The following is a 25061-nucleotide window of genomic DNA, read 5'->3' as shown; positions in this document are numbered from 1 at the left end:
CCATGATCAGCGCCCAAACCGCACGCCGTAGCTCACACCCAGGGTCCCGCCGGCCTGACCATCCCCGCCCTGAGGCGCAGACTGGTAACCGAAGGTCAGGGCCAGTTCGTCATCACCCAGCACTTCGACGCCGATCCCGGTGGTGATGCCGTAGTTAAAAGTTTGATCCAGCCATTGCCAGCCAGCCGTTACATCCACCAACCAGGTGTATTGCGGTTTGGTGCGCACCAGTGCGCCCGGTATTCCGCGACGCCACGAGCTGCCGACATACAGTTGGCTGTAGGTGCTTTGCAGCAGATCGCTGGCCAGCACCGTCTCGGGGTTTTCGTCATCTTCAACACGTCGCACCGGACCACCGAAGTTGCTGGAGAGGTAATCCAGCCTCTGGTCCTTGACGTCGTTGTGCTGATAATCCAGACCGCCGCGCAGGGTCCAGTTCGGGCCTGCAAACTCCAGCGTGTGGTTGTATTCCATCTTCAGCGCCTGGCCAGAACCGAGGTTATCGCCGGCACGGGTAGAGAACGACTTATGCGCCACTTCCCAGCTGATCTGATCACGCGCGGTGAGGCCGTGACGACCGCCGAGCCAGACACTGTCGTGCTGCCCGAAAGCGCGCATCAGGCCGCTGTCTTCACTCTTGCGATGCCAGTCGAAACCGAGCTCCAGCTCGTTGCTCGGGCTGACCTGCCAGGTTCGCGAAATCCCCAGGCCATTGCGGTCATCGTCGCTGCGCTGGCTGGTGTCGGCGAACAGTTTGTAGCTGCCGTTTTCCACCGGGCGTTGCAGGGTCAGTGCCGCATTGCGCTCTTCGCCAATCCGCGACGCGATAATGTCGTCACCCTTGTAGTCACCTTGCTCAAGCTGCACATCGGCGTACCAGTTATCACCCAGGTTGTGGGCGATCTGCAGACGTGGCGCGTTGAATTCCAGACCGCCGAAATCCTGCTGCTGCCAGGACAGCTGCGCGCCCTGCGGTGTACGCTCCTGAAGCTCGACGGCCTGACGACGCAGTTGTTCGCGCACCGCTATCGGTTGCTCGTCACCGAGTGCCGACAGGCTGGTATCGAGCGCTTCGCCCAGACGGCCAAGACGATTGAGGGCCTGCGCACGCTGCGCCGGGTTCAGATCGCTACTGGCCAACAGCGCTTCAACCTGCTCTTTGTTGCGGCTGCGCAACGCCTGCTGAATCTGCTCGTAGCGCTCGACTTTCAGGCCCTGGCTACGTGCCCACTCCAGCCACGCATCTTTCTGCGATTCCTGATTGGTCACGTCCAGACGTGCCAGCAAACGCTCGAACCACAACTGCAGCATCGCCGGTGAACCGTCCTTCCAGTTTTTCAGCACTTCCTGCTGCGCCTTGCGTGGCGAATAGCTGCTCGCCATCAGACGCAGCCAGATCGCGTAGCGTTGCGACGACGGTTCGATGTTTTCGCCTTCAGGGCTGCGCAGCAGTTTCAGGCGCAGTCGCTGAGCGGCGTCCTGATAGCCGGCACTGTCCAGCGCATCGGCGTAGGCCGCGCGCACCAGCCAGTCGTTTGGGCTGCCTTTGAGGTACAGGCGATACCAGGCCAAGGCCTCGGTGTCGCGGCCCAGCATCTGGCTGGCACTGGCGAACGGCAACCACAGCAGACGATCTTCACGCGCATGGGAACGCCATTGGCTCAGCAGTGGCTTGAGTTTGCCGGTGTTGCCCTGATCGACGTACAGCCACACAAGGCGTTCGCGGAACAGGTTGTCGGCGGGATAGCGCGACAGGCCAAGCAGGTACAAACGCTCGGCTTCCTCGGGCTGACCTTGCTGCACCGCCAGCGCACCGCGAATGGCAAGCACCTGCGCCTGCTCGTAGGCCGCCGGAAACTCTTCGGCATCCTCCAGCAACGCGACCACTTGCGGCCATTCGTTCAATTCCTGCGCTTGCTGCAGGGCTTCGACCAGCCGTTGCGGATCCCGGGTGCGCTGCCAGCTGGCTATCGTCAGTTTCAGTGCGCGCTGCGGGTCGCGAGTACGGTACAGGGTGATCAGCTGGCTTTCGTCGCCACTGGTCAACTTGCCATTGATCGCCAGCACTTTTTCCAGGGAAACACGCAAATCTTCGTCGCGTTCCAGGTCCCAGGCGAGGGATGCCCGGGCGTGCCAGTAATCGACATCATCGATGCTCTGGTCATCCGCTTGCACCACGCTCCACGCTGCTTCGGTATCGAAAAGCTTGAGGTACGTATTGGCCCAGTCGACCTGCTCGACGGTGTCCAGCTGGAAGCGTTTGGAGTAGCTCTCGTAGACTTCGGCCTTGGCCGCAAACTGCCCGGTGTTTTCCAGGTTTTGCAGCAGACGGGTCCAGGCCAGACGATGCGTCGGGTATTTGTGCACGTACGCACGGAACCAGGTTTCCGCTTCGCCTGGCGTGCCGCGCGATTCATGGCCGTAGTTCAGCGCATCGAGCTCGACGTCGGTCAGTGCCCGTTGATTCATGATTTGCGCGAGCAAGGGAATCGACCGGTCGAAGTCGAATTGCTGGCTCGCCAGACGCCAGGCGCGCTCGCGGGTTTGCGGGTTTTCCTGCAGCTTTAGCAGACGGATCCAGTAATCCAGCGCCGCTGCAGGTTCGCCGCGCCATTCACCGAGGTGAGCCATTTGCTCGAGCAGGCCCGGATCATCCGGGTAGTCGACGACCAGTTGCTGGCCCGTCTCCCAGGCACCGGCCAGATCACCGATGGCCAGGCGCATGTGGAAATCTTTCAAGAGGATTTTCGGGTTGTCCGGTTGCAGTGTTTGCCACTGTTTCAGCACGCGCTGCGCCAGATCAAAACGCTTGCTCGCCACCGCAACGTCAACACCCTGTTCAAGCCACCCGGCATCGGTTTGCGCATTGGTCAGCTTCGGCAGTTCGTCCGACAGCACTTGCGCGGCCTGATCACCCTGACCGGCAGACAGCAGACTGTTGAACGCCAGCTGCGCATATTCGCGACGCTCGCTGTCCTGCTGGCTGTCCCTTCTGAGCTGCAGATAAATCTCGGCTGCACGGCCCGGCTGCTCGCTGGCCATGTACCACTGCGCGGCAGATTGGAGCGACTCGTTGCGCAGCTTTGGATCGCGTCCGGCAATTTCTTCGTAGACGCCGGCCGCGAAGGCCGGCGCTTGCAATGTCAGCGCGAGCTTCGCCAGGTTCTGCAACAACGGCACCGGCAGTTTGCGATGGTCAAAACTTTTCAGGCGCTCGACCAGGGCTTGCTGCGCGATCAGGTCGGTGCTTTTCGCCGCGACCAACGCGTCCAGTTCCACGCGATAGTAAGCCTGAACTTCCGGCACCGGCTTGGGCCAGGCTTCCAGGTGCTGCCGCGCCTTGGTGTAGTCACCCAGACGGATCAACAGATCGACCAACTGCAAACGCAGGTGATCGTCATCCGGGTGCGCCGTCAGCAACAGCTCGGCGTAATTGGCCGACACCGCGTCAGGCTCACGCCCATCGGGCTGGAATACTTCTTCACGCTGGAAGGTTGCCCACAGCAGACCTCCCACAGCAACCGCCACCACCGCCAGAGCCCAAGGATTGAGCAGGCGGTTACTTTTAGTTGCAGAGGAGCTGACCATTACTCACCTGCTTCATTGGTAATTTAAAAACCCACAGACCGGCGGATGCCGCGCCCGCAAAACGCTTGCCATCCACTTCCACCCGGCACGCAGTAGCCGAGCGCACCGAGAAGGTCAGATCGAACTCCCCTGCAAAGGCAAAGCTCACGCGACGATCGTCCACATACCGCCAGTCCTTCAACGGCAGATTGGCCTCCTCCAGCGCAGGTCTGCCGTCCCTTTCAGGTTGCAGAACCAGCAACGCACGATCGCTGCTCAGGCTCACATAACGGCCCTGAGGCAAATCGCGCACGCCGGCCACGCCTTGCGAACGCAACAAATCCGGCCAGCCCATTTGCGGGTCGAGGCGCACGGTACGCAACGCGTCCATGCCGCGAATCTGCCAGGCACCGTCGGCGGTACGCGCCAGACTGGCCTGATACAAGCCGTGCAGGCGGTCGATGTAATCGGTCATCCACAACGACAGCGGCTGTTGCTCGCGCATGAAGCCGTAGATCTCGTGCATGGCCTTGATCGAGGCCTGCTTGGTGCTCGAGTAGAAGTGGTAATACAGATGCAAGCCGCGCAGACGACGCGGGCTGTCGGTCAATTCAAAGGTTTCGATCACGTTGCGGAAGCCGTAGTAAGGGCCCTTCCACAAGTTGGTGTAGAGGTTCTCGTTGATGATCGGCGCGTAGTACTGCAGACCACCTTCGGTCGGTCGCAACAGCGGGTTCAGACCGGTCAGCGACGGGTCCGACCTGGTCATCATGGTTTCGGCGCCGTTGACGTTTTTCAGGCCGGCGTCGTAAGCCAGTTTCAGGGTCGCAGCAGAAGGCAGCGCATCGCCCGGCCAGAACACCATCTTCACCGGTTTTTCCGGGGTAGTGAGCTGCTGGTTGATGTAGTCGCGCGAACCGAAAATCTCACGACGGAAATCGATGTTGTCGTAGCCCGGAATCTTCATGTTCAAACCGTATTCCGGTTTGAAATTTTCGCGTTTCTGCGCCTTGTCCGGCTGCATGAAAAACGGATGGCTGAAGGTGTGGGTCGCCACTTCCACTTTCGGGTTGGCGAACAACTCGCGGGCAATCGGCTCCAGTTCACGCGCCAGGTGCGGAAAGGCGCCACGCGGGGAAATTTCGCCTTCCACGATCGACACCGACGTCAGGAAAGGGTTGGGCTTGATGTAGTCTTCCAGCGTATGACGGCCAGCGTATGGCGTGCCGCGCACTTCTGCGCGGGACGGAAAACCGTCGCCATCGATGTGCACGGTGGCAATGCGACGACCGTTTTCGGTGGTGGTGTCCGGGCGCGGTTGCACCGGCAGACGCAGGCTCGCTTGCAGGAAGGCGAACGGATCCAGAATCCAGCGGCTGCGCTCGTTGTTCATTTCGAGGATATAAGGCGCGAGGGCCAAACCGCCCCACTCGCCAACGACCACCGGATTGAAGGTTTCGCCACCCTCATTGGTCAGCGTCAGCGCAGCGGTGGGCCCGTTGGGCAGTACCGAAACAGCGGTCAGGTCACGGGATCGGGGCTGCACAGGTGCTTCGAACGCACCCAGCAGCGCCTTGTCCTGATGAGTGACGGTCAACACTTGCGTGCCTGGAGGCGCGTCGCGCTTGAGGCCCATGCGCTTGAGCAGAAGCTTGTCTTCAACCGGCAGCCCGGCGAGAAAAACCACCGGGACCTTTTCGTCCAGGCGCTCGTTGATAAAGCGGTTGAACGCCGGGCTGTCCTGCGGCGGGCCGCTGGTCATCCAGGTGATCACCCCGGCGTACAAGCCACTGAAACGGTAATCAGGCATGGCGCTGTCGGCAGGCAGATAGTCGACGCGATAGCCGAGGTATTCCAGCAGGCCACCGACATAGCTGTGCCCGGCGTTCGTCGCCAGATCGCCCTCGCGCGGGTCGAACACCATCGCCACGCGACGCGGCTGCACTTCGATGTTGCTGATGCCCATCGAGTCCAGGTCAGGGGTGCCGATGAACGGGATAAAACCCTCGTCTCGCAGACGCTTGGCGAGCTTGCGTGCTTCTTCGCGGCGCTCGGGCGGCAGGTAATCGATGGCCACCAAAGGGATGCCTTTGGCACGCAGCGGTTTCAGGTGAGTTTCGAGCCACTGGCGATCGGATTCCGACACCGGGCGATAACGCTTGGCGGCAGCGTCCCAGCCGGCGTAGATGGACTCGACCGCCACGGCGGCAGCAACGCCATCGAGGTCGGGCAGCACTTCAAAACCGCGGTTGAAAAACAGTTTCAGGTTTGGCTCACGCTGATGCAGCTCACGCAGGAAACTGGCGAGCGCCAGGCGCTGCGCTTCCCGCGACGCTGGCGGCAACAGCTGAAAGCTGTCGAGGGTATCGAGGAACAGGCCGGCATAACCTTCAGCCTGCAAGGCTTTGGCGGCGCTGAACAGATGCTCACGCCAGGCCGGCGAGGCAAGGTCCATGACCTGGCTGTCCCAGGAATCGTTGCGCACCGGGCTCACGGCTTTCGCCAGACCTGCCTTGTCGATGTCTGCCTTGCTGCCGCTGAACTCGCCAACCGACACATACGCGAACGGCTGACTGCCCAGCTTGCGCAAGGTTTGGACGTCGCCGCCCGTCATATGGCCCGGCTCGACCACCGACCAGTCGAACTGTGCAAGCTCCGCAATGGGCGGTTGATCGGCGTACCAGAAGCCGACGCTGGAGGGTTGCGGCAATGCTGCAGCCTGTACGGCCGGTCCGCTCACGATGAGCGCCAACGCGGCAAACAGCCGTTGGACGGCCGCGCGGATACGCGTCCTGCGAAAAACGATTTCCATAACTCACTCTTGAATTGACTGAATCGAGGCGGTTTGAAAGCTGTGAAACAGCCGGATTACAAACTGCGCAAAAGCTGTGCTAATCCATCGCCGATTGAGGTCGGTGCGGGAAGGGTGAAACGTTCTAGCAAGCGAGCGTTATTAGCGCGCGAATGCCGAATGTCGCCCTGACGCGGCGCCAGATGCGTCACTGCCAAAGCGCTGCCGGTGGCGTTGCCCAGTTCAGTGATCAGGTCGTTGAGGCTGGTGGAGCGGCTGAGCCCGATGTTGACCGCCCCTTCTTTCGGCTCGCTGACCTCCAGCGCCTGCAGCAGAATGCTGACCAGGTCTTTGACGAAGACGAAATCGCGGGTCTGTTCGCCGTCACCGAAAATGGATACCGGCAGGCCTTTGATGGCGCGCTCGGTGAAGATGCTGATCACACCGGAGTACGGCGAGGAAGGATCCTGGCGTGGCCCGAAGATGTTGAAAAAGCGCAGAACCACCGGCTCCAGACCGTGCTCGCGGCGATAAAAGTCCAGGTAATACTCACTGGCCAGTTTGTCGGCGGCATAGGGGGTCAGCGGCGATTTAGGGGTGTCTTCATCAATGGCGGAACCTTCGCCATTGTTGCCGTAGATGGCCGCGCTGGAGGCAAACACCACGCGCTTGATCCCGGCTTTGTGCATGCTCTCGCAGACGTTGAGCGTACCGACGAAATTGGCTTGATGGGTGCTGACCGGATCATCGACTGAAGCCTGAACCGAGGCCACTGCAGCCAGGTGCACGACCGCGCTGCAATCACGCATCGCTTCCTGCACGACCGCTGCGTCCGCGACGTCGCCGGTCACCAGTTCGAGATCGGTATTGCCCTCTGGCAAATTGCTGACCTTGCCGGTCGACAAATTATCCAGTACACGGACCTTCAGGCCTTTGCCGAGCAAAGCATCGACAAGGTGAGACCCGATAAAACCCGCACCGCCGGTAACCAGAATTCGCTCAATGCTCATGAAATTTTCTTCCTGATGGTTCCAGCGGAAACCCGAATAAAAAGTCCGCTAAACAGTAGTCATACAAATGGTCACTTAACGCTAATGGCCTTTAACCATCACGCCGACGATGCGACCCGAGCCAATTCCCGAAGGTTCAAAAATATAGTGTGTCAAAGTTGAATTGGCGAGTCGGATGTCGTTTTTATGGCGCAAGGCCAGTAAAGCGCCGCCGATAATGTGAGATCAGAACGACACTGTCAATACTTTGTCTGGCGTCCCGCTGGACGGTTATTTATGTCCGAAACTCGTCATGAATTTGACGACAGTTATTAGATGCAGCATGCCATTCATTAATGACAAATAAATGGGTTTTCAGCGCTGAGGTTGCTTTGCATTCAGAAGCCGAAGGCTAACCAAACGTCCGGGTAAACGGCGCTGAACCCGACGCCACTCGCCAAAAAACTACTGTTTTCCCGCCCGCCCGTGGGCTTTATTTGGCCTGTCGTTCGTCCTCGATTATGCGCGCCAGACAATCCTTTGGAAAAATCCTTTCAGCTCTCGCATCGGCGGCCGATAAAGCCTTGCTTACACCCTGCTGGCGCCCAAAAACAACAATCTTCCAGCCAACTGACGATCAAAAAGCAAAACGTTCCTGGAGGAATTGATGAATAGCTGGTTCGGCAACATCAGCGTGAACCTGAAACTGGGCCTGGGATTCGGCCTGGTCCTGGCACTGACCTGCGTCCTCGCCCTGACCGGCTGGACGAGCCTGGGCGGGTTGATTGACCGCAGCAACTGGATGAGCGACATCACCCAGCTCAACGCCGGCCTGACCAAGCTGCGCGTGGTGCGTCTGCAATACATGCTGACCAACGGCGATGAAACCGCCGCGCAGAATGTACAGACCACACTGGATGCTTTCTCGGCCCAGCAACAGTCGCTGCTGGCGACGTTCAAGAGCCCGGAAAACATCAAGCTGCTCAAAGAGCAAGGCATCACCATCGATGCCTACAAGGCCTCGCTGAACAAAATGCGTGGCGCCTACCGCACCGGCAACCATGCTCGCGACGTCATGAGTGCAAACGCCGACACCGCCAACACGCTGATCAACACCATCGCTACTCGCGTTGTGCAGATGCCGCTCAGCGACCGGCGCTCCGAGCAGTTCCAGGCGATTACCGCCGCGAAAGAAGCATTTTTGCTGGCGCGTTATGAAGTGCGTGGCTACACCGCGACCTCCAACGCGGAGACTGAACAGAAAGCCGTCGGCCAACTGGACGCCGCGATCGCCAGCCTGAAACCGTTGAATATGCAATTCGCCGATACCGAGGCAGACGCATTGCGTGCGCTGGAAAGCGCATTGGGCAACTACCGCAGCGCACTGCAGGCCTATAAAGCGGCGAACACCGACGCCGTCCAGGCGCGCAAGGAAATGACCGACCAGGGCGCGACCATCGTCTCGCTCAGCGATCAGCTGTATCAGATTCAGCTCGACCGCCGCGATGCTGAAAGTGCTCAGGCCCGCACCCTGCAATTGATCAGCACCTTGCTGGCGCTGCTGGTCGGCGTGATTGCCGCCGTTATCATCACCCGTCAAATCACCGGGCCGTTGCGCGACACCTTGGCCGTGGTCGAACGCATCGCCAGTGGCGATTTGTCCCAGGATGTGAAGGTGACACGTCGCGACGAACTCGGTGTGTTGCAGCAAGGCATCGCGCGCATGGGCGTCACCCTGCGCGAGTTGATCAGCGGCATTCGCGATGGCGTCACGCAGATCGCCAGCGCCGCCGAAGAACTGTCGGCCGTGACCGAGCAGACCAGCGCCGGCGTCAACAGCCAGAAAATCGAGACCGATCAAGTGGCCACCGCCATGCACGAAATGACCGCCACCGTGCAGGAAGTCGCGCGCAACGCCGAAGAGGCTTCGCAAGCAGCAGCCGCCGCTGACGGTCAAGCCCGTGAAGGCGACAAAGTGGTCAACGAAGCCATCGCCCAGATCGAACGTCTGGCCAGCGAAGTGGTGCGCTCGACTGAAGCCATGAGCGTGCTGCAACAGGAAAGCGACAAGATCGGCAGCGTCATGGACGTGATCAAGGCAGTAGCCGAGCAGACCAACTTGCTCGCACTGAACGCCGCCATTGAAGCCGCCCGCGCCGGTGAAGCCGGGCGTGGTTTTGCCGTGGTTGCCGATGAGGTCCGCGGCCTGGCCCAGCGCACGCAGAAATCCACCGAAGAAATCGAAGGTCTGGTGGCGGCCCTGCAAAACGGTACCCAGCAAGTGTCGACTGTGATGAACAACAGTCGCGCGCTCACCGACAGCAGTGTTGCCCTGACCCGCAAGGCCGGCGTGTCACTGGAGAACATCACCCGCACGGTGTCCAATATCCAGTCGATGAACCAGCAAATCGCCGCGGCCGCCGAGCAACAAAGTGCCGTGGCCGAAGAGATCAGCCGCAGCATTATCAATGTGCGCGATGTGTCCGAACAGACCGCCGCCGCCAGCGATGAAACCGCTGCGTCGAGTGTCGAGCTGGCGCGGTTGGGTAATCAATTGCAAATGATGGTGAGCCACTTCCGGGTCTGAACGGCAGCCCTATGACTCAAGTTGGCCATGCCCTGACTACCCAGGGCATGGGCCGCGAGCTGTGAAGTTGTCATGTCAGCCGATCAACAAAACCAGCGCGCAAATTTCCTTCCCTCGCCAGAAACCGCCCTTCGCTGCGGCCACTCGCCTGCCCGTCGCTGTAACTCAACGCGCCGTTGACCCACACACCATCAATCCCTTCAGCCGCGCGCTGCGGATCAGTGAAATCGGCAACATCGCGAATGGTTTGTGCATCGAACAACACCAGATCGGCCCAATATCCCTCTCGGATTTCGCCGCGTTCCTGCAAGCCAAAACGCGCCGCCGAAAGCCCGGTCATTTTGTGTACCGCCGTGTGCAGCGCGAACAATCCAACGTCACGACTGTAATGGCCAAGCACCCGTGGGAAAGCGCCCCACAAGCGCGGATGCGGGAACGGATCTTCCGGCAAGCCGTCAGAACCCACCATCGATAACGGATGCGCGAGGATTTTTCTGACGTCCGCCTCATCCATTCCGTAGTACACCGCGCCAGCCGGTTGCAAGCGGCGAGCGGCATCAAGCAGCGGCACGTTCCACTCGGCAGCAATGTCGATCAAGTCGCGCCCACCGAATTCGGGGTGCGGCGTGGACCAGGTGATGGTGATGCGATGAGCGTCGGTGACCTGCTTGAGGTCCAGGGTCGACGAGCTGGCGGCATAGGGGTAACAATCGCAGCCGACCGGGTGGGTTTTGGCTGCCTTTTCAAGCGCGGCGAGCAGGTGCGGACTGCGCCCCCAATTACCGGCACCGGCACATTTGAGGTGGGAAATGATCACCGGGGTTTTCGCATGCCGGCCGATCTGAAACGCCTCGTCCATGGCCTCCAGTACCGGCTCGAATTCACTGCGTAAATGGGTGGTGTAAACCGCGCCGAACGCAGTCAGTTCTTCGCTCAGTTGCATCACTTCATCGGTGGATGCCGAGAAAGCGCTGGCATAGGCCAGACCGGTGGACAAGCCCAAGGCACCGGCCTCAAGGCTTTCACGCAACTGCTTGCGCATCGCGCTGATTTCATGCGGCGTCGCCGTACGAAACAGATCATCGAGATGATTGCTGCGCAACGCGGAGTGGCCAATTAGCGCCGCGACGTTAAGCGTGGTATTCGCCGCTTCCACCGCGTGGCGATAGTCGCGAAACGTCGGGTAAACGAAGGCAGCAGAAGTGCCGAGCAGGTTCATCGGGTCCGGTGGATCGTCCTTCAAACTGACCGGCGAAGCGCTGATCCCGCAGTTTCCGACAATCACCGTGGTCACACCCTGGCTGAGCTTGGGCAACATCTGCGGCTGGCGAATCACCACCGTGTCGTCATGGGTGTGCACGTCGATGAAACCCGGCGCCAGCACCCGGCCGGCGGCGTCGATTTCGTCGCTGGCGCAGGCGTTGTGCAAGTCACCGATGCGCGCGATGCGACCGTCAAGAATCGCCACGTCTGCGACATAACCGGGGGTATTGCTGCCGTCGATAATCAGCGCGTTACGGATCAGCGTGTCGTACTTCATGTCAGTCTCTCAGCGGCAAATGATCGTCGTCACCACGGTAGTCGTCGAGGGCGAGTTTGATCCGATTTTCGCGCGCAGGTATGGCAGGGCATCAGATATGAAAATCGAACGATGTTATTTGCATCGTTCGATCTGTACATCGCGCCCGTTGCAGACACTCAGTTGTCCTTGTATCTGAACACGCTTCCCAACCCGAGACCCTCAATGTTCGCGGCCAGAATCGTACGGCCATTGGTTTGTGTCCGAACGAACACATGTTGTGAATGCAGGGAAAGTAGTTCTTGTATCAAACCATTAAGCCCGTAGGAGGGATCAACGCGACCGCTCGCCAGATACCGGACTATATAGAGACGGCCGGGTCCGCCAGCGCAGAGAATTTTCCCGTCGGGCTGGATGTGCGCGTCGAACCATCCACTGCCGAGTTCATCCGGAAATGAAGTCAACACCGGGGCGCCGTTATTGAACTCGGGATAACCACCGCCGTTGCGGTCGAAACCGGCCAGGACTGCATAATCCTTTTCGCCGCCGCTGATCTGGCCGAAACCAATGACCTTGTCTTCGGCGGGGGCGAGCAACCCGTTGAAAGTCAGCGCAGCAGTGCCCACCTGCATGGTCGAAAATCCGGGAACATCGGGCCCGCCGTGCCCTGTGTCCAACTCACCTGCGTGCGAGTAACGCGCGACGTACCCCTGAACGTTAGAGTCTGCTCGCTGCGCACCGCCCGCCACAAGAATCTGCTTGTCGGCCTGCACTCTGAAACCGTTGGCCGTGGTGCTGGTAAAGACCTCATGCTCGATTTCGAGCAGCCCGTTCCCATTAAAATCAGGGTCCAGATCGCCCTGATCGTCGATGCGCACGAGTAGACCGGTGGAAGCAGCACCTTTCTTATAATTGGCGCTGACGAGGATTTTTCCGTCAGCCAGCGCCAGCAGCTTGCTGGAATCGGGATCCAGCAACCCAAGGTGAGGGACGTCGACCACACGATGACCATTGTCGGCAAAATTACTGTCAATCTTGCCTTGGTCGTCAAAGCGCGTGACCACAAGACTTGGCGGTCCGTCAGCAATCCGGCGCAACCAGCCCACCATGAAGATGTCAGGGGCTTGAACGACGACTCTGCCTGCACCGCAATCGTAGCTGTTGGCAATGCTGCCGAGTGCCAGCCCCCGATCGCCGAATGTAAGGTCGGGGCTACCGTCGGGCTCAAGTTGGAGCAGACCAAAGAGGCCTTTCAGACCGCGAGCAAACGAAGCCGCGACAAGGATTTTATCGTTGCCCAATACTTCCATGCCTTTCACTTGACGATCAATGTCGAGGTCGTGAGTAAGCGTCCCAAGATTGAATTCGCCGTTGACGGCAAACTCTAGATCGCGGTGAGCCGGCGGGGTGGTAGACGTCGGTTTATCGGTAATTGTTTCCATGTCATTTACCCTAAGTGATGAGGTTTCCAAAAAAACATCACCAATAACCGCAATCCCTGCAGGCTGGACTCTCCGCTGCATCGTTCGCTCGGATAAAGCGCGTTTATCAGTACGAGAATTCTCCGCGCTGTTATTCGGCCCTGTCTACTGTCAGATGTGACAGTAGACAGGGCCGTCGGGCTGGCCCATCGTTCAGTCGTGATTCACCCGCGCACGTTTGAGCAGCTTTTTGCAGCGCTCCGACAGATGCAGTACCCGAAGGTGCTTGCCGGCCTTTGCGTAACGCTCACGCAACGTCTTCAGCGCGGCGATGGCCGAGTAGTCGACAAAGCTCAGGTGCCGGCAGTCGATCGTCACCACTGCAGGATCATTGGCCGGGTCGAACTGATTGAGAAACGGCGTGGTCGAGGCAAAGAACAACGTGCCGTGCAGGTGATAGAGCTTGCTGCCGTCGGCTTCGAGGTGCGCGTCGGCGTACAGCTCGCGAGCCTGCTGCCAGGCAAAGTTGAGTGCCGCGATGATGATGCCGCAGAGCACGGCGGTCGCCAGATCGGTGAACACGGTGATGATCGTGACGGCGGCGATCACCAGCACGTCGTTCAGCGGCACTTTGTTCAACACGCGCAGCGACGCCCACGCGAAGGTTTGTTGCGAGACCACGAACATCACGCCGACCAGCGCGGCCAGCGGAATGCGCTCGATCAGCGGCGACAGGAACAGGATGAACAACAGAATCAGCACGCCCGCCACCACCCCGGACAGCCGGCCGCGACCGCCAGAACTGAGGTTGATCACGGTCTGGCCGATCATCGCGCAACCGCCCATGCCGCCGAACACACCGGAAACCATATTGGCCGCGCCCAACGCCACGCATTCACGATCGGGGAAGCCACGGCTTTCGGTAATTTCGTCAGTGAGGTTGAGGGTCAGCAGGGTTTCCAGCAGGCCCACCAGCGCCATCAAAATCGCATAAGGCGCGATGATGCGCAGGGTTTCCAGGGTCCAGGGAATGTCGGGCAATGCAAAGGCCGGCAAGCCACCGGCGATGTGCGCCATGTCACCCAGCGTGCGGGTTGGCAGGTCCAGCAGATACACCGCCAGCCCTACGCTGAGAATTGCAACCAGCGCCGGTGGCACGGCGCGGGTCAAACGCGGCAGCAGGTAGACGATGGCCATCGTCGCCGCGACCAATCCCGCCATCAGGTACAGCGGTGTGCCAGTCAGCCAGGTTTCACCGCTTTTGAAGTGTTCGAGTTGCGCCAAGGCAATGATGATCGCCAGGCCGTTGACGAACCCGAGCATCACCGGGTGCGGCACCATCCGCACCAGCTTGCCCAGTTTGAGCAACCCGAAGGCGAGCATGATCAATCCGCCGAGCAACACCGTGGCAAGCAGGTACTGCACCCCGTGCTGCACCACCAGCGCAACGATGACCACCGCCATCGAACCGGCCGCTCCCGAAACCATCCCCGGCCGTCCGCCGAACAGCGCGGTCAGGGTACAGATGATGAACGCGCCATAAAGCCCCATCAACGGGTTAAGGTGGGCGACCAGCGCGAAGGCGATGCATTCGGGGAGCAAGGCGAATGAGGTGGTGAGCCCGGCCAGGACATCGGCGCGCAGACGTTGTGGTTTCATGGGGGATGGACACGGCAAGGAAATGAGGAAGCGGATGTTACGGAATTGAGGCCGATCCGGCCACTTTCACTGGATCCGCACACGCCTTCCGCGGGCAAGTCGGCCCGCCGCATCGCTTGCCACAAGTGCGTGTTTGCGCAATCACCCATCAGCCGGCGAAGTCGGCGAGCGCATAGCTGGCCAATTTGCCCTGAATGAAATCCAGGAAGCACTGAATCCGCAAGGCCAGTTGCGAGTTGCGGTAATACACCGCGTTGATCGGCTGGCGATAGCCGCTGTTGAATTGCGCCAGCACCACTTTCAAACGCCCGGCGCGGATATCTTCGATGGTCATGAAATGCGACAGGCTGGCGATGCCCTGACCTTCCAGCGCCAGGTGCCGTATAGTCTCGCCGCTGGAGGCGCTGATCGACGCCTCGATCGGCCAGCGATCACCGTGCACGTAGCGCAGCGGCCATTGATTGAGGCCTTCGTTGTGGGTGAACCCCAGCAGTGCATGCTGGGCCAGGTCGGCCACTTGCACAGGACAGCCATGTTTTTCCAGGTAGGCGGGACTGGCGACGATGTGCAGCGGACTGCATCCGAGCGACCGCGCGTGCAGCGTCGAGTCTGCCAGCGTGCCGATTCGGATGGCGATGTCGGTACTCTGCTCAAGCAGGTCGATGATCAGGTCGTTGCTGTTGAGTTCCAGGTGAATGTCCGGGTAGAGCCGGCGGAACTCGTCGATGTACGGCACGATGGCGTGCAGCATGAAAGGCGCTGCAGCGTTGATGCGCAAACGTCCGGAAGGGGTTTGCTGGCGGGAGGACAGGCGTTCTTCGAGCTCTTCCATCTGATCGAGAATCAGCTTGGCGTGTTCGAAAAAGTACTTGCCCTCCTCCGTCAGGTCCATGCGTCGCGTGGTGCGATTGATCAGCGTGGTGTCGAGTTTCGCCTCCAGCCGCGACAGCGTGCGACTGACCGCCGACGGTGTTTGCCCCACCTGCTCGGCAGCGGCGGAAATGGACCCGCATTCAATCACGCAGACGAAAATCTGCAATTCATCGGATCTGGCTTTCACGGGTGTCCCCTATCGATAGTGCGGCGCGGCTCCATTGTGGCGAGGGGGCTTGCCCCCGTTCGATGGCGCAGCCGTCGCAAAGCCAGCCGCCACGTATACCGATAGTAGCCGAGGGTTACGCCGACAGGCCAAACACCTCGTTCAGATGCTGTTCATAGCGCGCCACATCAGCCTCGATGTTCGGGCGCTTCATCACGTCTACGCAAAGGAACGTTGGCAAGCCGGTCATGCCGAGAAATTGGTTGGCCTTGTGAAACGGGAAGTACACCGCGTCCACGCCCTTGGCTTCAAAGAAATCGGTCGGGTCATCGAAGGCTTGCCGGGGCGCGTTCCAGGTCAGCGACAACATGTATTGCTTGCCGTGCAACAAGCCGCCGCTGCCGTATTTCTGCGATGCATCGGAACGGGTCCGGCCGTCGCTGGCATAGAGGCTGCCATGGCCTTCGGTGAACACTTCGTCGAGGTACTTCTTCACCGTCCAGGGTGCACCCATCCACCAGCCGGGCATTTGATAGATGATGACGTCGGCCCAAAGGAATTTGGCGACTTCCTCGGCGAGGTCGTAACCCTCGTCAATGAATGTGGTTTTCACGTCGACACCGCCACGGTCCAGCACGCTCAGTGCGGCGTCGTGCAGCGTGGAGTTATAGCGGCCGTCGGAATGGGCGAATTTTTTGCCGCCATTGAGTAACAGTACTTTTTTCATGAGAAGGCTCGAAAGGTCAGGAAGTTTGATGGAGGCAGATTACCGATCTGCCTCGCACGGAATAAGCCCGGATTCGACAAAATTCATTTGACCTGCACGCACGAATCGCCAGCTGATTGTTGCCGAAAAATTCGATCTGCGCACCAACATCACGGCCCGACAAGGGTTATCCGCTAATCAATAAGTGCCCGCCCAGAGTGCCGAGACCCACAAAAAAAACACGCTTGAACAACACAGCGCTGATCCGCTGGCGCAGCCATTGCCCGAGCAACATGCCGATTACCGCCGGAATCAACGCCAGCAATGACGCGCCCAATTCAGCGCCACCCAAAGTCCCCCGCCACAGCAAGCCGGCGGCGAGTGCGAGGGTCGATACCGTAAATGACAAGCCAAGCGCCTGCACCAGTTGATCCTTGCTCAAACCCAGTGCTTGGAGATACGGCACCGCCGGGATCACGAAGACGCCGGTTGCAGACGTGATAATGCCGGTAACAATGCCGCATGACGGAGCGAGCCAGCGTTCACCGCTGCCGCCCACCCGCAAGGTCGGCAGGAATAATCCGCTCATGGCGTAGAGCAGCAATGCGCCGCCCAAGCCTCGCACCATCCAGTGACTGTCCGCCATGTCGATCCAGAGCGTGCCAATCCAGGTGCCAAGGAAGATCCCCAGCAGCATCGGCCACAAACGTCGTAACAAATCGGGCAAATGACCACCGAATGTCAGTTGCCACACGTTGGTGACGGTAGCGGGAATGATCAGCAATGCCGCAGCCTGCGACGGTGCCATAGCCAGACCAAGCAGACCCATGGCGACAGTGGGCAGGCCGAGGCCAATCACACCTTTGACCGTACCAGCGAGCAGAAATGTGGCAACGACCAGCACAGAAAAGGTCAGACCAAGGTTTTGATAGAAATCGAAGAATGTACTCATGGATTTATTCTGGGCGTGGAATGGCTCGGAGAAAATCTGCCATATACTGAGCTTGCCTCTTGTTTCAACAGAGGCTCAAGTGGATCTCACTGACGCCTTCGCACGGTCCACACACCTCCCGGAGTTGTACCAATGCACTTCGACCTGATCGACCTGCGCCTTTACCTGAATGTTCTCGACAGCGGCAACATCACCGCCGGCGCCGCGCGCAGTTGTCTTTCACTGGCGGCTGCCAGTGCGCGAATCCGCGCCATGGAGGCCTCGCTCGGTGTCGACTTGCTGCTGCGTGGTCGCCGTGGCGTCACGCCAACCGCCGCCGGAAAAGCCCTGGCGCAACATGCCCGCGTCTTGCTGCAGCATGCCGAACGCCTGCAGCAGGACCTGGCTGAATACGCGGTCGGCGTCAAAGGCCAGGTGCGCCTGTTATGCAACACCACTGCAATCACCGAATATCTTCCGGAGGTTTTGGCGGACTTTCTGCGCGCGCATCCCAATCTCGACATCGACCTGCAGGAAATGCCTAGCCTGCGCATCACTCATGCCTTGCGCCACGGCGCCGCCGACCTCGGCATCGTCTCCGACGCGGTGGACACGCACAACCTCGAAACCCTGCCATTTCGCGACGATCCGCTGGTACTGATCATGCCGCCGAGTCATCCGCTCGCAGGCGGCCAGGCGCCCACTTTCGGCGAGACGCTTGCGCACGATTACGTTGGGCTTGCCGCACACAGTGCCTTGGCGGTATATCTCGAAGAACAAGCGTTACACGCCGGTTCGCGCCTGCAAATCCGCATCCGCGCCGATGGCTTCGACGGCGTGATGCGCATGGTCGCCCGAGGCGCAGGATTGGCTATCGTGCCGCTGGCAGCGGTCGAGCGCAGCGCCTGCACTTTCAAGATCTTTCAATTGCGGGAGCCTTGGGCGCAACGCAAGCTTTTACTCTGCGCCGGTGATTTCGCCGCGTTGCCGGGATACGCCCTGGCACTGCTCCAAGCGTTGACCCAGTAGCGGCAATAAAGCGCGTTTCCGGACAGCTTGATGTCCTGTGGCGAGGGGGGTTACCCCCGTTCGGCGGCGAAGCCGCCGTAAAACCTGCCTGCGCGGTTTGACTGAGGAACGGGACGGGGGAGCGCTGCGCACTCCAGCGGGGGCAAGCCCCCTCGCCACAGGCACGCCCTCTCGCCACAGGCAAGCCCCCTCACCACAGGCAAGCCCCTTCGTCACAATCCCGGTTAAACCTTTGGCTGGGGTTTGCGATAGCCGTTGATGATCGCTGAAAAATCCTGCCCACCCTCTCCGCGCTGACTCATCGCCTGATACAACTGCTGCGCCACCGCCCCAAGCATCACGGGTTGATGCGCCTGACGCGCCGCTTCGGTGGCCAGGCCCAGATCCTTGAGCATCAACTCGGCACCGAAGCCGCCGGTATAGCCGCGCGAGGCCGGTGCCGTTTCGACGATGCCCGGCCATGGGTTGTACATCTCGGAGCTCCAGCAGCGCCCGGTGGAACTGTTGATGATGCCTGCCAGCACTTTGGTGTCGATCCCGAGCGCATCGCCCAACGCCATCGCTTCACTGACGCCGACCATGGAAATAGCCAAAAGCAGGTTGTTGCAGATCTTGGCGATTTGCCCCGTGCCGACTTCGCCACAATGAACGATGTTGCGGCCCATCTGGGCCAATACGGGTTGCAGGGTGGCAAACAGTTCTGGCGTCGCGCCGACCATGAAGGTCAACGTCCCGGCCGCTGCGCCACCCGTGCCACCGGACACGGGCGCATCGGCCATCGTGACGCCCTGTTTGGCGGCGGCGGCGGCAACGTCGCGCGCCGTCTGCGGATCGATGGTGCTGCAATCCACCGCCGGCACGCCTGGGGCAATTCCCGCCAGCACGCCGTCCTCGCCCAGCCAGACGCTGCGCACATGCACGGCGGCGGGCAGCATGGTAATCACCAGTTCAGCACCTTGCGCAGCTTCACGCGCGGACGGGCTGATGCTGCCACCGAGTTGCTCCAGTTCGGTCAGCACGGTTGTGTTCAGATCGACCAGGCACAGCGAATGGCCAGCCTTGATCAGGTTGCGCGCCATCGGCGCCCCCATGTTGCCCAGGCCGATAAAAGCGATCTTCATGTCCGGCTCCTTAACGCAAGTTGATGGTGGTGTTCACACCGTCGTTGACGCTGTCGTCATCGAACCAGCGACTGGTGACTGTCTTGGTCTGAGTGTAGAACTGCACCACTTGCTTGCCATACGGGCCCAGGTCGCCGAGTTTGGAACCGCGCGAACCGGTGAAGCTGAAGAACGGCACCGGCACCGGGATCGGGATGTTGATACCGACCTGGCCGACATCGATCTCAGTCTGGAATTTACGCGCCGCCGCACCGCTCTGGGTGAACAGGCCAGTGCCGTTGCCGAAAGGATTGGCGTTGACCAACGCGATGGCCTCGTCGAGCGTATTCACTTCCAGCACGACCAACACCGGACCGAAAATTTCCTGGGTATAGATTTGCATATCGGTGGTCACGCCGGAGAACAGTGTCGGACCGACAAAGTTGCCCTGCTCGTAACCGGCAACCGTGATATCGCGACCATCGAGTTCCAGCTTTGCGCCTTCCTTGATGCCGCTTTCGATCAGGTCGAGAATTCGCGCCTTCGCGCGCCTGGAAATGACCGGACCGACGTCAGTACCCGGCTCGCTGCCGGCGTTCACTTTGAGTTTTTGCGCGAGCGCTTTCAGGTCCGGCAACCACTGTTTGGCCGCGCCCACCAGCACCACCACCGATGTTGCCATGCAGCGTTGCCCGGCGGCTCCGAAACCGGCGCCGACCAATGCGTTCAGTGCCTGCTCGCGATTGGCGTCCGGTAGCACCACCGCGTGATTTTTCGCACCCATCATCGACTGCACACGCTTGCCGTGTTTGCCGGCCAGGTCGTACACATGCGTGCCGACGGCGGTTGAGCCCACGAAGGAAACAGCCTTGATGTCCTTGTGCGTGCAGAGTGCGTCGACCACGTCCTTGCCACCATGAACGACGTTAAGCACGCCGGCCGGCACACCGGCCTCAAGCGCCAGTTCGACCAACAACAGGGTCGACAGCGGATCCTGTTCGGACGGCTTGAGCACAAAGGTGTTGCCGCAAGCGATCGCCATCGGGAACATCCACAGCGGAATCATTGCAGGGAAGTTGAACGGGGTAATGCCGGCGCAGACGCCGATGGGCTGGCGCAGGGTATAGGTGTCTACGCCGCCGGCCACGTTTTCGGCGAATTCGCCCATCTGCAGCGTGCCAATGGAGCACGCATGCTCGACCACTTCCAGACCACGGAAAATGTCGCCCTCGGCATCAGCGATGGTTTTGCCCTGCTCAGTGCTGAGTACCACGGCGATGCGCCTGGAGTGTTCACGAATCAACGCCTGAAGCTTGAGCATGATGCGCATCCGCGCACCGATCGGCGTCAGCTTCCAGGTCTGGAAAGCCTGATGTGCGGCGCTAATGGCGGCGTCGACTTCCTGCGCGGTGGCGAACGGCACTTTCGCCAGCACTTGCTGGGTCGCCGGGTTGACGATGTCGTGCCACTCGGTGGTCTGCGACTCCACCCACTCACCGTTGATCAACAGTTTCACCTGCTGAACGGTGGTTTCGTTTGGCGTGAGCGATACGTTCATGTCTGGTCTCCTGGACGTTGTTTTTATCGAGAGAACTTTGGGGGAGCCTGGGCGAGTAAATCGCCTTGCGATCAGGCGTGCGTCGCGAATTGGTTGTCGGACTGTTTTTGGAGTATAGATGTGCAAACTTCTAATAAGAACGCACATAAAAGCCGGTCCAACATGCAAAAAAACATCACGTCGTTAGGCTCTCTGAACTGGGACGACCTCAAGTTTTTTCTAGAGGTTGCCCGTACCCGCAAGGCAAGCACCGCGGCCAAACGCCTGGCAGTGGACTACACCACCGTGTCGCGGCGCATCAGTTCGCTGGAAACCGCGCTGGGCACATTGCTGTTCGAAAAATCCCGGACCAGCGGGTTTGTCCTGACGGCTGAAGGCCAGCGATTGCTGGGTTATGCCGAATCAATCGAAAGCACATTGCACATGGCTTGCGAGCAGGTGTCCGGGTCCGGCGTCGCGTTGTCCGGGCATGTGCGGATGGGCTGCACCGAAGGCTTCGGCAGTTTTTTCATTACTCCGCAGCTCAGCCATTTCGTCGATATTTACCCGGCGATCTCGGTGGACATCCTGCCCCTGCCGCACTTCATCAGCCTGTCCAAACGCGAGGCGGACATCGTCATCGCCCTGGAGCGCCCGGAGCATGGCCCCTACGTCTGCTGCAAATTATGTGACTACCGATTGCAGCTGTACGCGACTCAGGACTACCTCGACAAACACCCGCCCATCCGCCGCCCGGCAGATCTGGCCAGGCATTCATTCATCAGTTATGTCGACGACCTGGCCTTCAGCTCAGAGCTGCTGTACCTGGCAAACGTGTTGCCTGGCGCCAGCGCCAACCTGCGCAGCACCAGTGTGATTGCGCAATTCGTAGCGGCACAACAGGGGCGATCACTGGCAATTTTGCCGTGCTTCCTCGCCGCTCAGGATTCAAGGTTGCTGCCGGTGTTGCCAGAGGAGGTCAACATTACCCGGCAGTTCTGGATGTACTGCCGAGAGGATCTGCGCAAGTTGAAGCGGATCACCCTCTTGTGGGATTACATCCGCGCAGTCACTGAGCAGAATCAGGGTTTATTGATGGGCGAAGAGCGGGAGATGCTGTTTGCCGACTAATAGTTTTTCAAGGAATCAGGTGGCGGCATCGTAACGAGGTCAGAAGGCCTTTTCCAACGGTTTGTAACAGGAGTTGGTACTCAACTTGTAACACCTCGATAACGAAATGCAGAGACGCACAGGCATGGGATAAAGGCCACGCGAGGGCTCCCATGGTGGGACGCCTGCACATACCCGTAATGAGGTGGTCATTCAGATTTTTCTGTCAGATTCTCATAGGGCCGCTCCGGTCAGTATTAGGACTTGTCTTACTGACTCCTCCATCAGTTTCCGGTAGCCTTCCGCGAGCCAGCTTAAAGACTGGTTACGGTCCCATGGAATGAAAGACGCAAGGACGACATGCAATGATTTCTTCTGCTCGATTGGGTGACAAACACGTCTGCCCATTGCCGGGTCACGGCACTACCCCTATTGCCTCTGCCAGCGGTGACGTCAACATTAACTTTATGGGCTCGGCTCGTGTTGGTGATACCTGCGGGTGTGGGGCGGTCATCACTACAGGCTTTCCTTCCATTCAGGTGAATGGCCGTCCTATGGCCCACTTAGGGAGCCCTACCAGCCATGGCGGGACGATCATCACGGGGTCTGGGGATGTCGGTGGTGGCTTTGTCATGGGGGACGCTGGTGGCGCAACCATCATCAACTTCATGGCCCTTGGAGCGTTCCGGCCTGATGGTTCTGTGGACGACGAGAAGATGGCTACCTTGTTGACCGACCCTAAGCTCACAGAGAAGGCTAAAGCGGCGAACGCATTGGTAGATCCTAAAGCAGCCGCTGAGAAGCCTGAGGAGAAGCCTGAGGCAAAAGCGGAACCTGCCGTCTGTAAAGACCCTGACATGATGGAAGAACTTGCGGCTTACATCGCTGGAGAGATGAACACCAACATTAACCATCCATCAGTCTTGAAGATGAAGGCGCTGCTCAGCTACGACGTAGCGGAGGAGACACGCAAGCAAATGGCGCTGCCTTGGTATGCCCAGATTGGTGCAACCAGCCCCCAAGCTATTGGTGCTTCAAATGGCGCGGCTGCTATGGCTCTTTTTACTGAGCGTGTGGGTCAAGATCGCCCGTGGGACCACAAGCCGATACTCGCCGCGAAATACAATGGCGTCGTCTACCACAAACAGGGTGATTACGATTACTTCTATGATATTTGGTCGAACATCCACTATGGATACGTCGGGCGAGCTGGTGGACTGTCCGAAAGCGTCCTTTTGGATGGTGCAGGAGCCGAGCAGATCGTTTCAGACTCACTCAGAAAAGTGGGCGAGGTCCTAAAGAAACCTAAAGAGGAAAGAAAACTTCCGGGGCCTAATCGCTCGGCCGACATTGACGGGCTACGTGCATGGGACGACGCCCCGGACCGGACTTCGATCAGCATTGGGATCAAGCTATTCAGCCAACATCCGAATGGGGGGGTTACGGCAAAAATGGTAATGAACGAAGTACTTGCAGTAACACCAGAAGCATGGGGGGTAGGCATCCGTGAACACAAATGCAAGCAAAACTAAAATCAGGTATGGCCGTTGGGCGCTTGTCGTCCTATTAGTCTTCCCCATTGCATTTTGGTACTTGGCGTCTCCAGTCGTAGCAGTCAATTTTTCACATGAAGGAAAGGAAGAGTTTCGATACATCTGGAACACTCAGCATCGAATCTATAAGGGTGAAATGCCCATAGGTGGCGGCGCATCCGTTGAGTGGGGCCATATTTTTCCTGATAAGGATTTCTTCATGAGGTTCGATTGGTGGACCGACAAGGGGGCTCAGAGGTGTTTCTATGTATCGCCGAAATGGGGAAGGATGATAGACATTTACCTTGATGCTACAGGTCGAATCGACACTGCTATAACTGCCCCTGACGTCATCAGTCGTTTGAAACAGTGTGCAGGCGAACCTGACCCTTTCCGCCCCTGAGGCGTCCTACCAGCACCACGGCAAGGTCACTCAGTACAGCCACCGAGTAGAATACAGACGACATTCCCAAAGGCTTCGCCCAAAGTCCCAATTTGGCTAACTCCAAGAGTGATAAGGAGTCAACCAAGACATCGATAGGTGACATGGTGGGTAGCCAGAGTGCGGGCCTACGACTGTCGTAGCCGCATAATAGCATCTGTGATCGCTTGAGCATTTGTGTCTAGCGTTTCCATGGCCGCTAACGCGTTAACGGCCAAACTCCCTACTCCGTTCTCTGAGAGCCAGTTGGTGACCTCTTCAATTGCCGCACATATGGCGTGTTGGTTGTGCAGGAGCAAGGTCAGTGCGTCCGCTGTAGCGATGTTGGCTTCTGGGTTATCTGACATAGCTATCGTCCTTGAGTAATGATCCGGAAAGCCTAGATCAGCTCGCCGCTGGTTAGGACTACTTTTCCGGATCCGCTGACACCAGGGTAATTGCACTGACCTGACCACCCATTTGCAATCAACCTAACCACCCAATGGCACCGAATTTAACGCCCCCTTAGCAACCATGGTCGGCAGTAAACGGACTACAACGGATGCTGAGTACAAGTTATAGTGGCTACCATGCTTGATTTTTACTCAACTCAATTCTTTCAAGTTCGACTAGCTCCTTTAATGAATCCAACTCCTTCGATAAGTTGGCATGATCTTTGGTCGCAGCATACTCTATGAAGTTTATCTTTAGCGACTCACTCAGCACAGATTTAACCTCCGAACAGAAATTTTTTGAAGCAGTTACAAAGTAATGGCTCTGCCCATAAGGATGTCTGTATCTGTAGTTTTCTAATAGCGATCTAATATCGGGATCGCTCACGCCACAACCAACGAAAATGAAGGTATGGGTGCGAAGAAGTGCGTCTAGAAGCTCATAGAATTGACTATGAGAGTTTCTAGCTTTGGCGTAATCGGTTCTTGTGAAAATCAATTTATTTGGCGACGATATCGTCCCATGGCTCTTTATCAAAACTCGCTCATGCCTGCGTAAACAATCCGCAATGTCATCATCATGATATATTTTTGTAGTTAACGCCCCAGCCCCGCGCTCACCTGCTGCGGTTTCGTAGATACTGTCAAAGGAGCGGGAGATGCTGTTTGCC

General features: G+C 58.9%; 18 protein-coding genes and 1 pseudogene. 6 read left to right on the top strand and 13 right to left on the bottom strand.

The genetic code is table 11. The annotated features are described in order from the left end of the window. Nucleotides 1-6: 6 nt before the first annotated feature. Genes ACYZT1_RS03995 through ACYZT1_RS03985 form a run of 3 tightly spaced genes read right to left on the bottom strand, consistent with a single transcriptional unit; the run spans nt 7 to nt 7368 of the window. Complete coding sequence (locus ACYZT1_RS03995; RefSeq protein ID WP_462017772.1) at nt 7-3588, bottom strand: tetratricopeptide repeat protein; 3582 nt, start codon at nt 3586-3588, stop codon at nt 7-9. Further along, on the bottom strand, nt 3566-6379 hold the full coding sequence (locus tag ACYZT1_RS03990; protein ID WP_462017771.1) for a bifunctional glycoside hydrolase 114/ polysaccharide deacetylase family protein: 2814 nt from the start codon (nt 6377-6379) through the stop codon (nt 3566-3568). The genes ACYZT1_RS03995 and ACYZT1_RS03990 overlap by 23 nt, the downstream gene beginning before the upstream one ends. Before the next feature lie 56 nt (nt 6380-6435). Then, a complete protein-coding gene (locus ACYZT1_RS03985) occupies nt 6436-7368 on the bottom strand; it encodes an NAD-dependent epimerase/dehydratase family protein (protein WP_462017770.1) in 933 nt (310 codons plus the stop codon). Nucleotides 7369-8014: 646 nt separating this feature from the next. Here ACYZT1_RS03985 and ACYZT1_RS03980 point away from each other — a divergent pair. Both ACYZT1_RS03980 and ACYZT1_RS03975 read left to right on the top strand, forming a co-directional pair. After that, nucleotides 8015-9076: pseudogene (locus ACYZT1_RS03980) on the top strand (methyl-accepting chemotaxis protein); the annotation flags it as partial. Further along, nucleotides 9071-9934 (top strand): methyl-accepting chemotaxis protein, encoded by an 864-nt coding sequence (locus ACYZT1_RS03975; protein WP_462019185.1) that lies wholly within the window; start codon nt 9071-9073, stop codon nt 9932-9934. The pseudogene ACYZT1_RS03980 and the gene ACYZT1_RS03975, both read left to right, overlap by 6 nt. Before the next feature lie 70 nt (nt 9935-10004). Here the strand turns inward: ACYZT1_RS03975 and ACYZT1_RS03970 are convergent, their stop codons facing one another. The 6 genes from ACYZT1_RS03970 to ACYZT1_RS03945 form a co-directional block, all read right to left on the bottom strand. Further along, nucleotides 10005-11474 (bottom strand): N-acyl-D-amino-acid deacylase family protein, encoded by a 1470-nt coding sequence (locus ACYZT1_RS03970; RefSeq protein ID WP_462017769.1) that lies wholly within the window; start codon nt 11472-11474, stop codon nt 10005-10007. Nucleotides 11475-11632: 158 nt separating this feature from the next. Then, complete coding sequence (locus tag ACYZT1_RS03965) at nt 11633-12895, bottom strand: hypothetical protein (RefSeq protein ID WP_462017768.1); 1263 nt, start codon at nt 12893-12895, stop codon at nt 11633-11635. A 192-nt stretch (nt 12896-13087) separates the two neighbouring features. Then, complete coding sequence (locus tag ACYZT1_RS03960; protein ID WP_462017767.1) at nt 13088-14533, bottom strand: SulP family inorganic anion transporter; 1446 nt, start codon at nt 14531-14533, stop codon at nt 13088-13090. A gap of 148 nt (nt 14534-14681) precedes the next feature. After that, nucleotides 14682-15593: a LysR family transcriptional regulator gene (locus tag ACYZT1_RS03955; RefSeq protein WP_462017766.1), complete on the bottom strand. Its 912-nt coding sequence runs from the start codon at nt 15591-15593 to the stop codon at nt 14682-14684. A 115-nt stretch (nt 15594-15708) separates the two neighbouring features. Then, entirely contained in the window at nt 15709-16299 is a 591-nt protein-coding gene (locus tag ACYZT1_RS03950) for an NAD(P)H-dependent oxidoreductase (RefSeq protein ID WP_462017765.1), read from the bottom strand. A 166-nt stretch (nt 16300-16465) separates the two neighbouring features. Continuing rightward, on the bottom strand, nt 16466-17230 hold the full coding sequence (locus tag ACYZT1_RS03945; protein ID WP_462017764.1) for a sulfite exporter TauE/SafE family protein: 765 nt from the start codon (nt 17228-17230) through the stop codon (nt 16466-16468). Nucleotides 17231-17362: 132 nt separating this feature from the next. Between ACYZT1_RS03945 and ACYZT1_RS03940 the strand changes: the two genes are divergently transcribed. Continuing rightward, the gene (locus ACYZT1_RS03940) at nt 17363-18238 is read left to right on the top strand and encodes a LysR substrate-binding domain-containing protein (RefSeq protein WP_462017763.1); all 876 of its coding nucleotides are present in this window, start codon (nt 17363-17365) and stop codon (nt 18236-18238) included. 224 nt (nt 18239-18462) lie between these two features. On the opposite strand, the gene mmsB is transcribed toward ACYZT1_RS03940, so the two are convergent. Both mmsB and ACYZT1_RS03930 read right to left on the bottom strand, forming a co-directional pair. After that, nucleotides 18463-19359 (bottom strand): 3-hydroxyisobutyrate dehydrogenase, encoded by an 897-nt coding sequence (mmsB, locus tag ACYZT1_RS03935; protein WP_462017762.1) that lies wholly within the window; start codon nt 19357-19359, stop codon nt 18463-18465. A gap of 10 nt (nt 19360-19369) precedes the next feature. Further along, nucleotides 19370-20896, bottom strand: a complete 1527-nt coding sequence (locus ACYZT1_RS03930) for a CoA-acylating methylmalonate-semialdehyde dehydrogenase (RefSeq protein WP_462017761.1) — start codon at nt 20894-20896, stop codon at nt 19370-19372. Nucleotides 20897-21058: 162 nt separating this feature from the next. Here ACYZT1_RS03930 and ACYZT1_RS03925 point away from each other — a divergent pair, with 162 nt between their 5' ends. The 3 genes from ACYZT1_RS03925 (at nt 21059) to ACYZT1_RS03915 (ending at nt 23920) form a co-directional block, all read left to right on the top strand. Then, nucleotides 21059-22006, top strand: coding sequence for a LysR family transcriptional regulator (locus ACYZT1_RS03925; protein WP_462017760.1), 948 nt, complete (start codon nt 21059-21061; stop codon nt 22004-22006). A gap of 344 nt (nt 22007-22350) precedes the next feature. Continuing rightward, entirely contained in the window at nt 22351-23517 is a 1167-nt protein-coding gene (locus ACYZT1_RS03920) for a polymorphic toxin type 44 domain-containing protein (RefSeq protein ID WP_462017759.1), read from the top strand. Between the two features lies 1 nt (nt 23518). After that, the gene (locus ACYZT1_RS03915) at nt 23519-23920 is read left to right on the top strand and encodes a hypothetical protein (protein WP_462019184.1); all 402 of its coding nucleotides are present in this window, start codon (nt 23519-23521) and stop codon (nt 23918-23920) included. A gap of 167 nt (nt 23921-24087) precedes the next feature. On the opposite strand, the gene ACYZT1_RS03910 is transcribed toward ACYZT1_RS03915, so the two are convergent. Beyond that, nucleotides 24088-24306 (bottom strand): hypothetical protein, encoded by a 219-nt coding sequence (locus ACYZT1_RS03910; protein WP_462017758.1) that lies wholly within the window; start codon nt 24304-24306, stop codon nt 24088-24090. Between the two features lie 217 nt (nt 24307-24523). Further along, nucleotides 24524-25030, bottom strand: a complete 507-nt coding sequence (locus ACYZT1_RS03905; protein ID WP_462019183.1) for an SIR2 family NAD-dependent protein deacylase — start codon at nt 25028-25030, stop codon at nt 24524-24526. Between the last annotated feature and the right edge of the window lie 31 nt (nt 25031-25061).

It is taken from the genome of Pseudomonas sp. PB3P13 (assembly GCF_054897735.1).
Note: the sequence above shows the minus strand (reverse complement) of the source record. Positions and strands in the feature narration are given on the sequence as shown.

Coding starts and splice junctions, on each gene's coding strand:
- ACYZT1_RS03995 (WP_462017772.1), bottom strand. CDS start 3,588: ATGGTCAGCTCCTCTGCAACTAAAAGTAACCGCCTGCTCAATCCTTGG.
- ACYZT1_RS03970 (WP_462017769.1), bottom strand. CDS start 11,474: ATGAAGTACGACACGCTGATCCGTAACGCGCTGATTATCGACGGCAGC.
- ACYZT1_RS03990 (WP_462017771.1), bottom strand. CDS start 6,379: ATGGAAATCGTTTTTCGCAGGACGCGTATCCGCGCGGCCGTCCAACGG.
- ACYZT1_RS03930 (WP_462017761.1), bottom strand. CDS start 20,896: ATGAACGTATCGCTCACGCCAAACGAAACCACCGTTCAGCAGGTGAAA.
- ACYZT1_RS03945 (WP_462017764.1), bottom strand. CDS start 17,230: ATGAGTACATTCTTCGATTTCTATCAAAACCTTGGTCTGACCTTTTCT.
- ACYZT1_RS03940 (WP_462017763.1), top strand. CDS start 17,363: ATGCACTTCGACCTGATCGACCTGCGCCTTTACCTGAATGTTCTCGAC.
- ACYZT1_RS03960 (WP_462017767.1), bottom strand. CDS start 14,533: ATGAAACCACAACGTCTGCGCGCCGATGTCCTGGCCGGGCTCACCACC.
- mmsB (WP_462017762.1), bottom strand. CDS start 19,359: ATGAAGATCGCTTTTATCGGCCTGGGCAACATGGGGGCGCCGATGGCG.
- ACYZT1_RS03985 (WP_462017770.1), bottom strand. CDS start 7,368: ATGAGCATTGAGCGAATTCTGGTTACCGGCGGTGCGGGTTTTATCGGG.
- ACYZT1_RS03910 (WP_462017758.1), bottom strand. CDS start 24,306: ATGTCAGATAACCCAGAAGCCAACATCGCTACAGCGGACGCACTGACC.
- ACYZT1_RS03925 (WP_462017760.1), top strand. CDS start 21,059: ATGCAAAAAAACATCACGTCGTTAGGCTCTCTGAACTGGGACGACCTC.
- ACYZT1_RS03975 (WP_462019185.1), top strand. CDS start 9,071: ATGGGCGTCACCCTGCGCGAGTTGATCAGCGGCATTCGCGATGGCGTC.
- ACYZT1_RS03920 (WP_462017759.1), top strand. CDS start 22,351: ATGATTTCTTCTGCTCGATTGGGTGACAAACACGTCTGCCCATTGCCG.
- ACYZT1_RS03950 (WP_462017765.1), bottom strand. CDS start 16,299: ATGAAAAAAGTACTGTTACTCAATGGCGGCAAAAAATTCGCCCATTCC.
- ACYZT1_RS03965 (WP_462017768.1), bottom strand. CDS start 12,895: ATGGAAACAATTACCGATAAACCGACGTCTACCACCCCGCCGGCTCAC.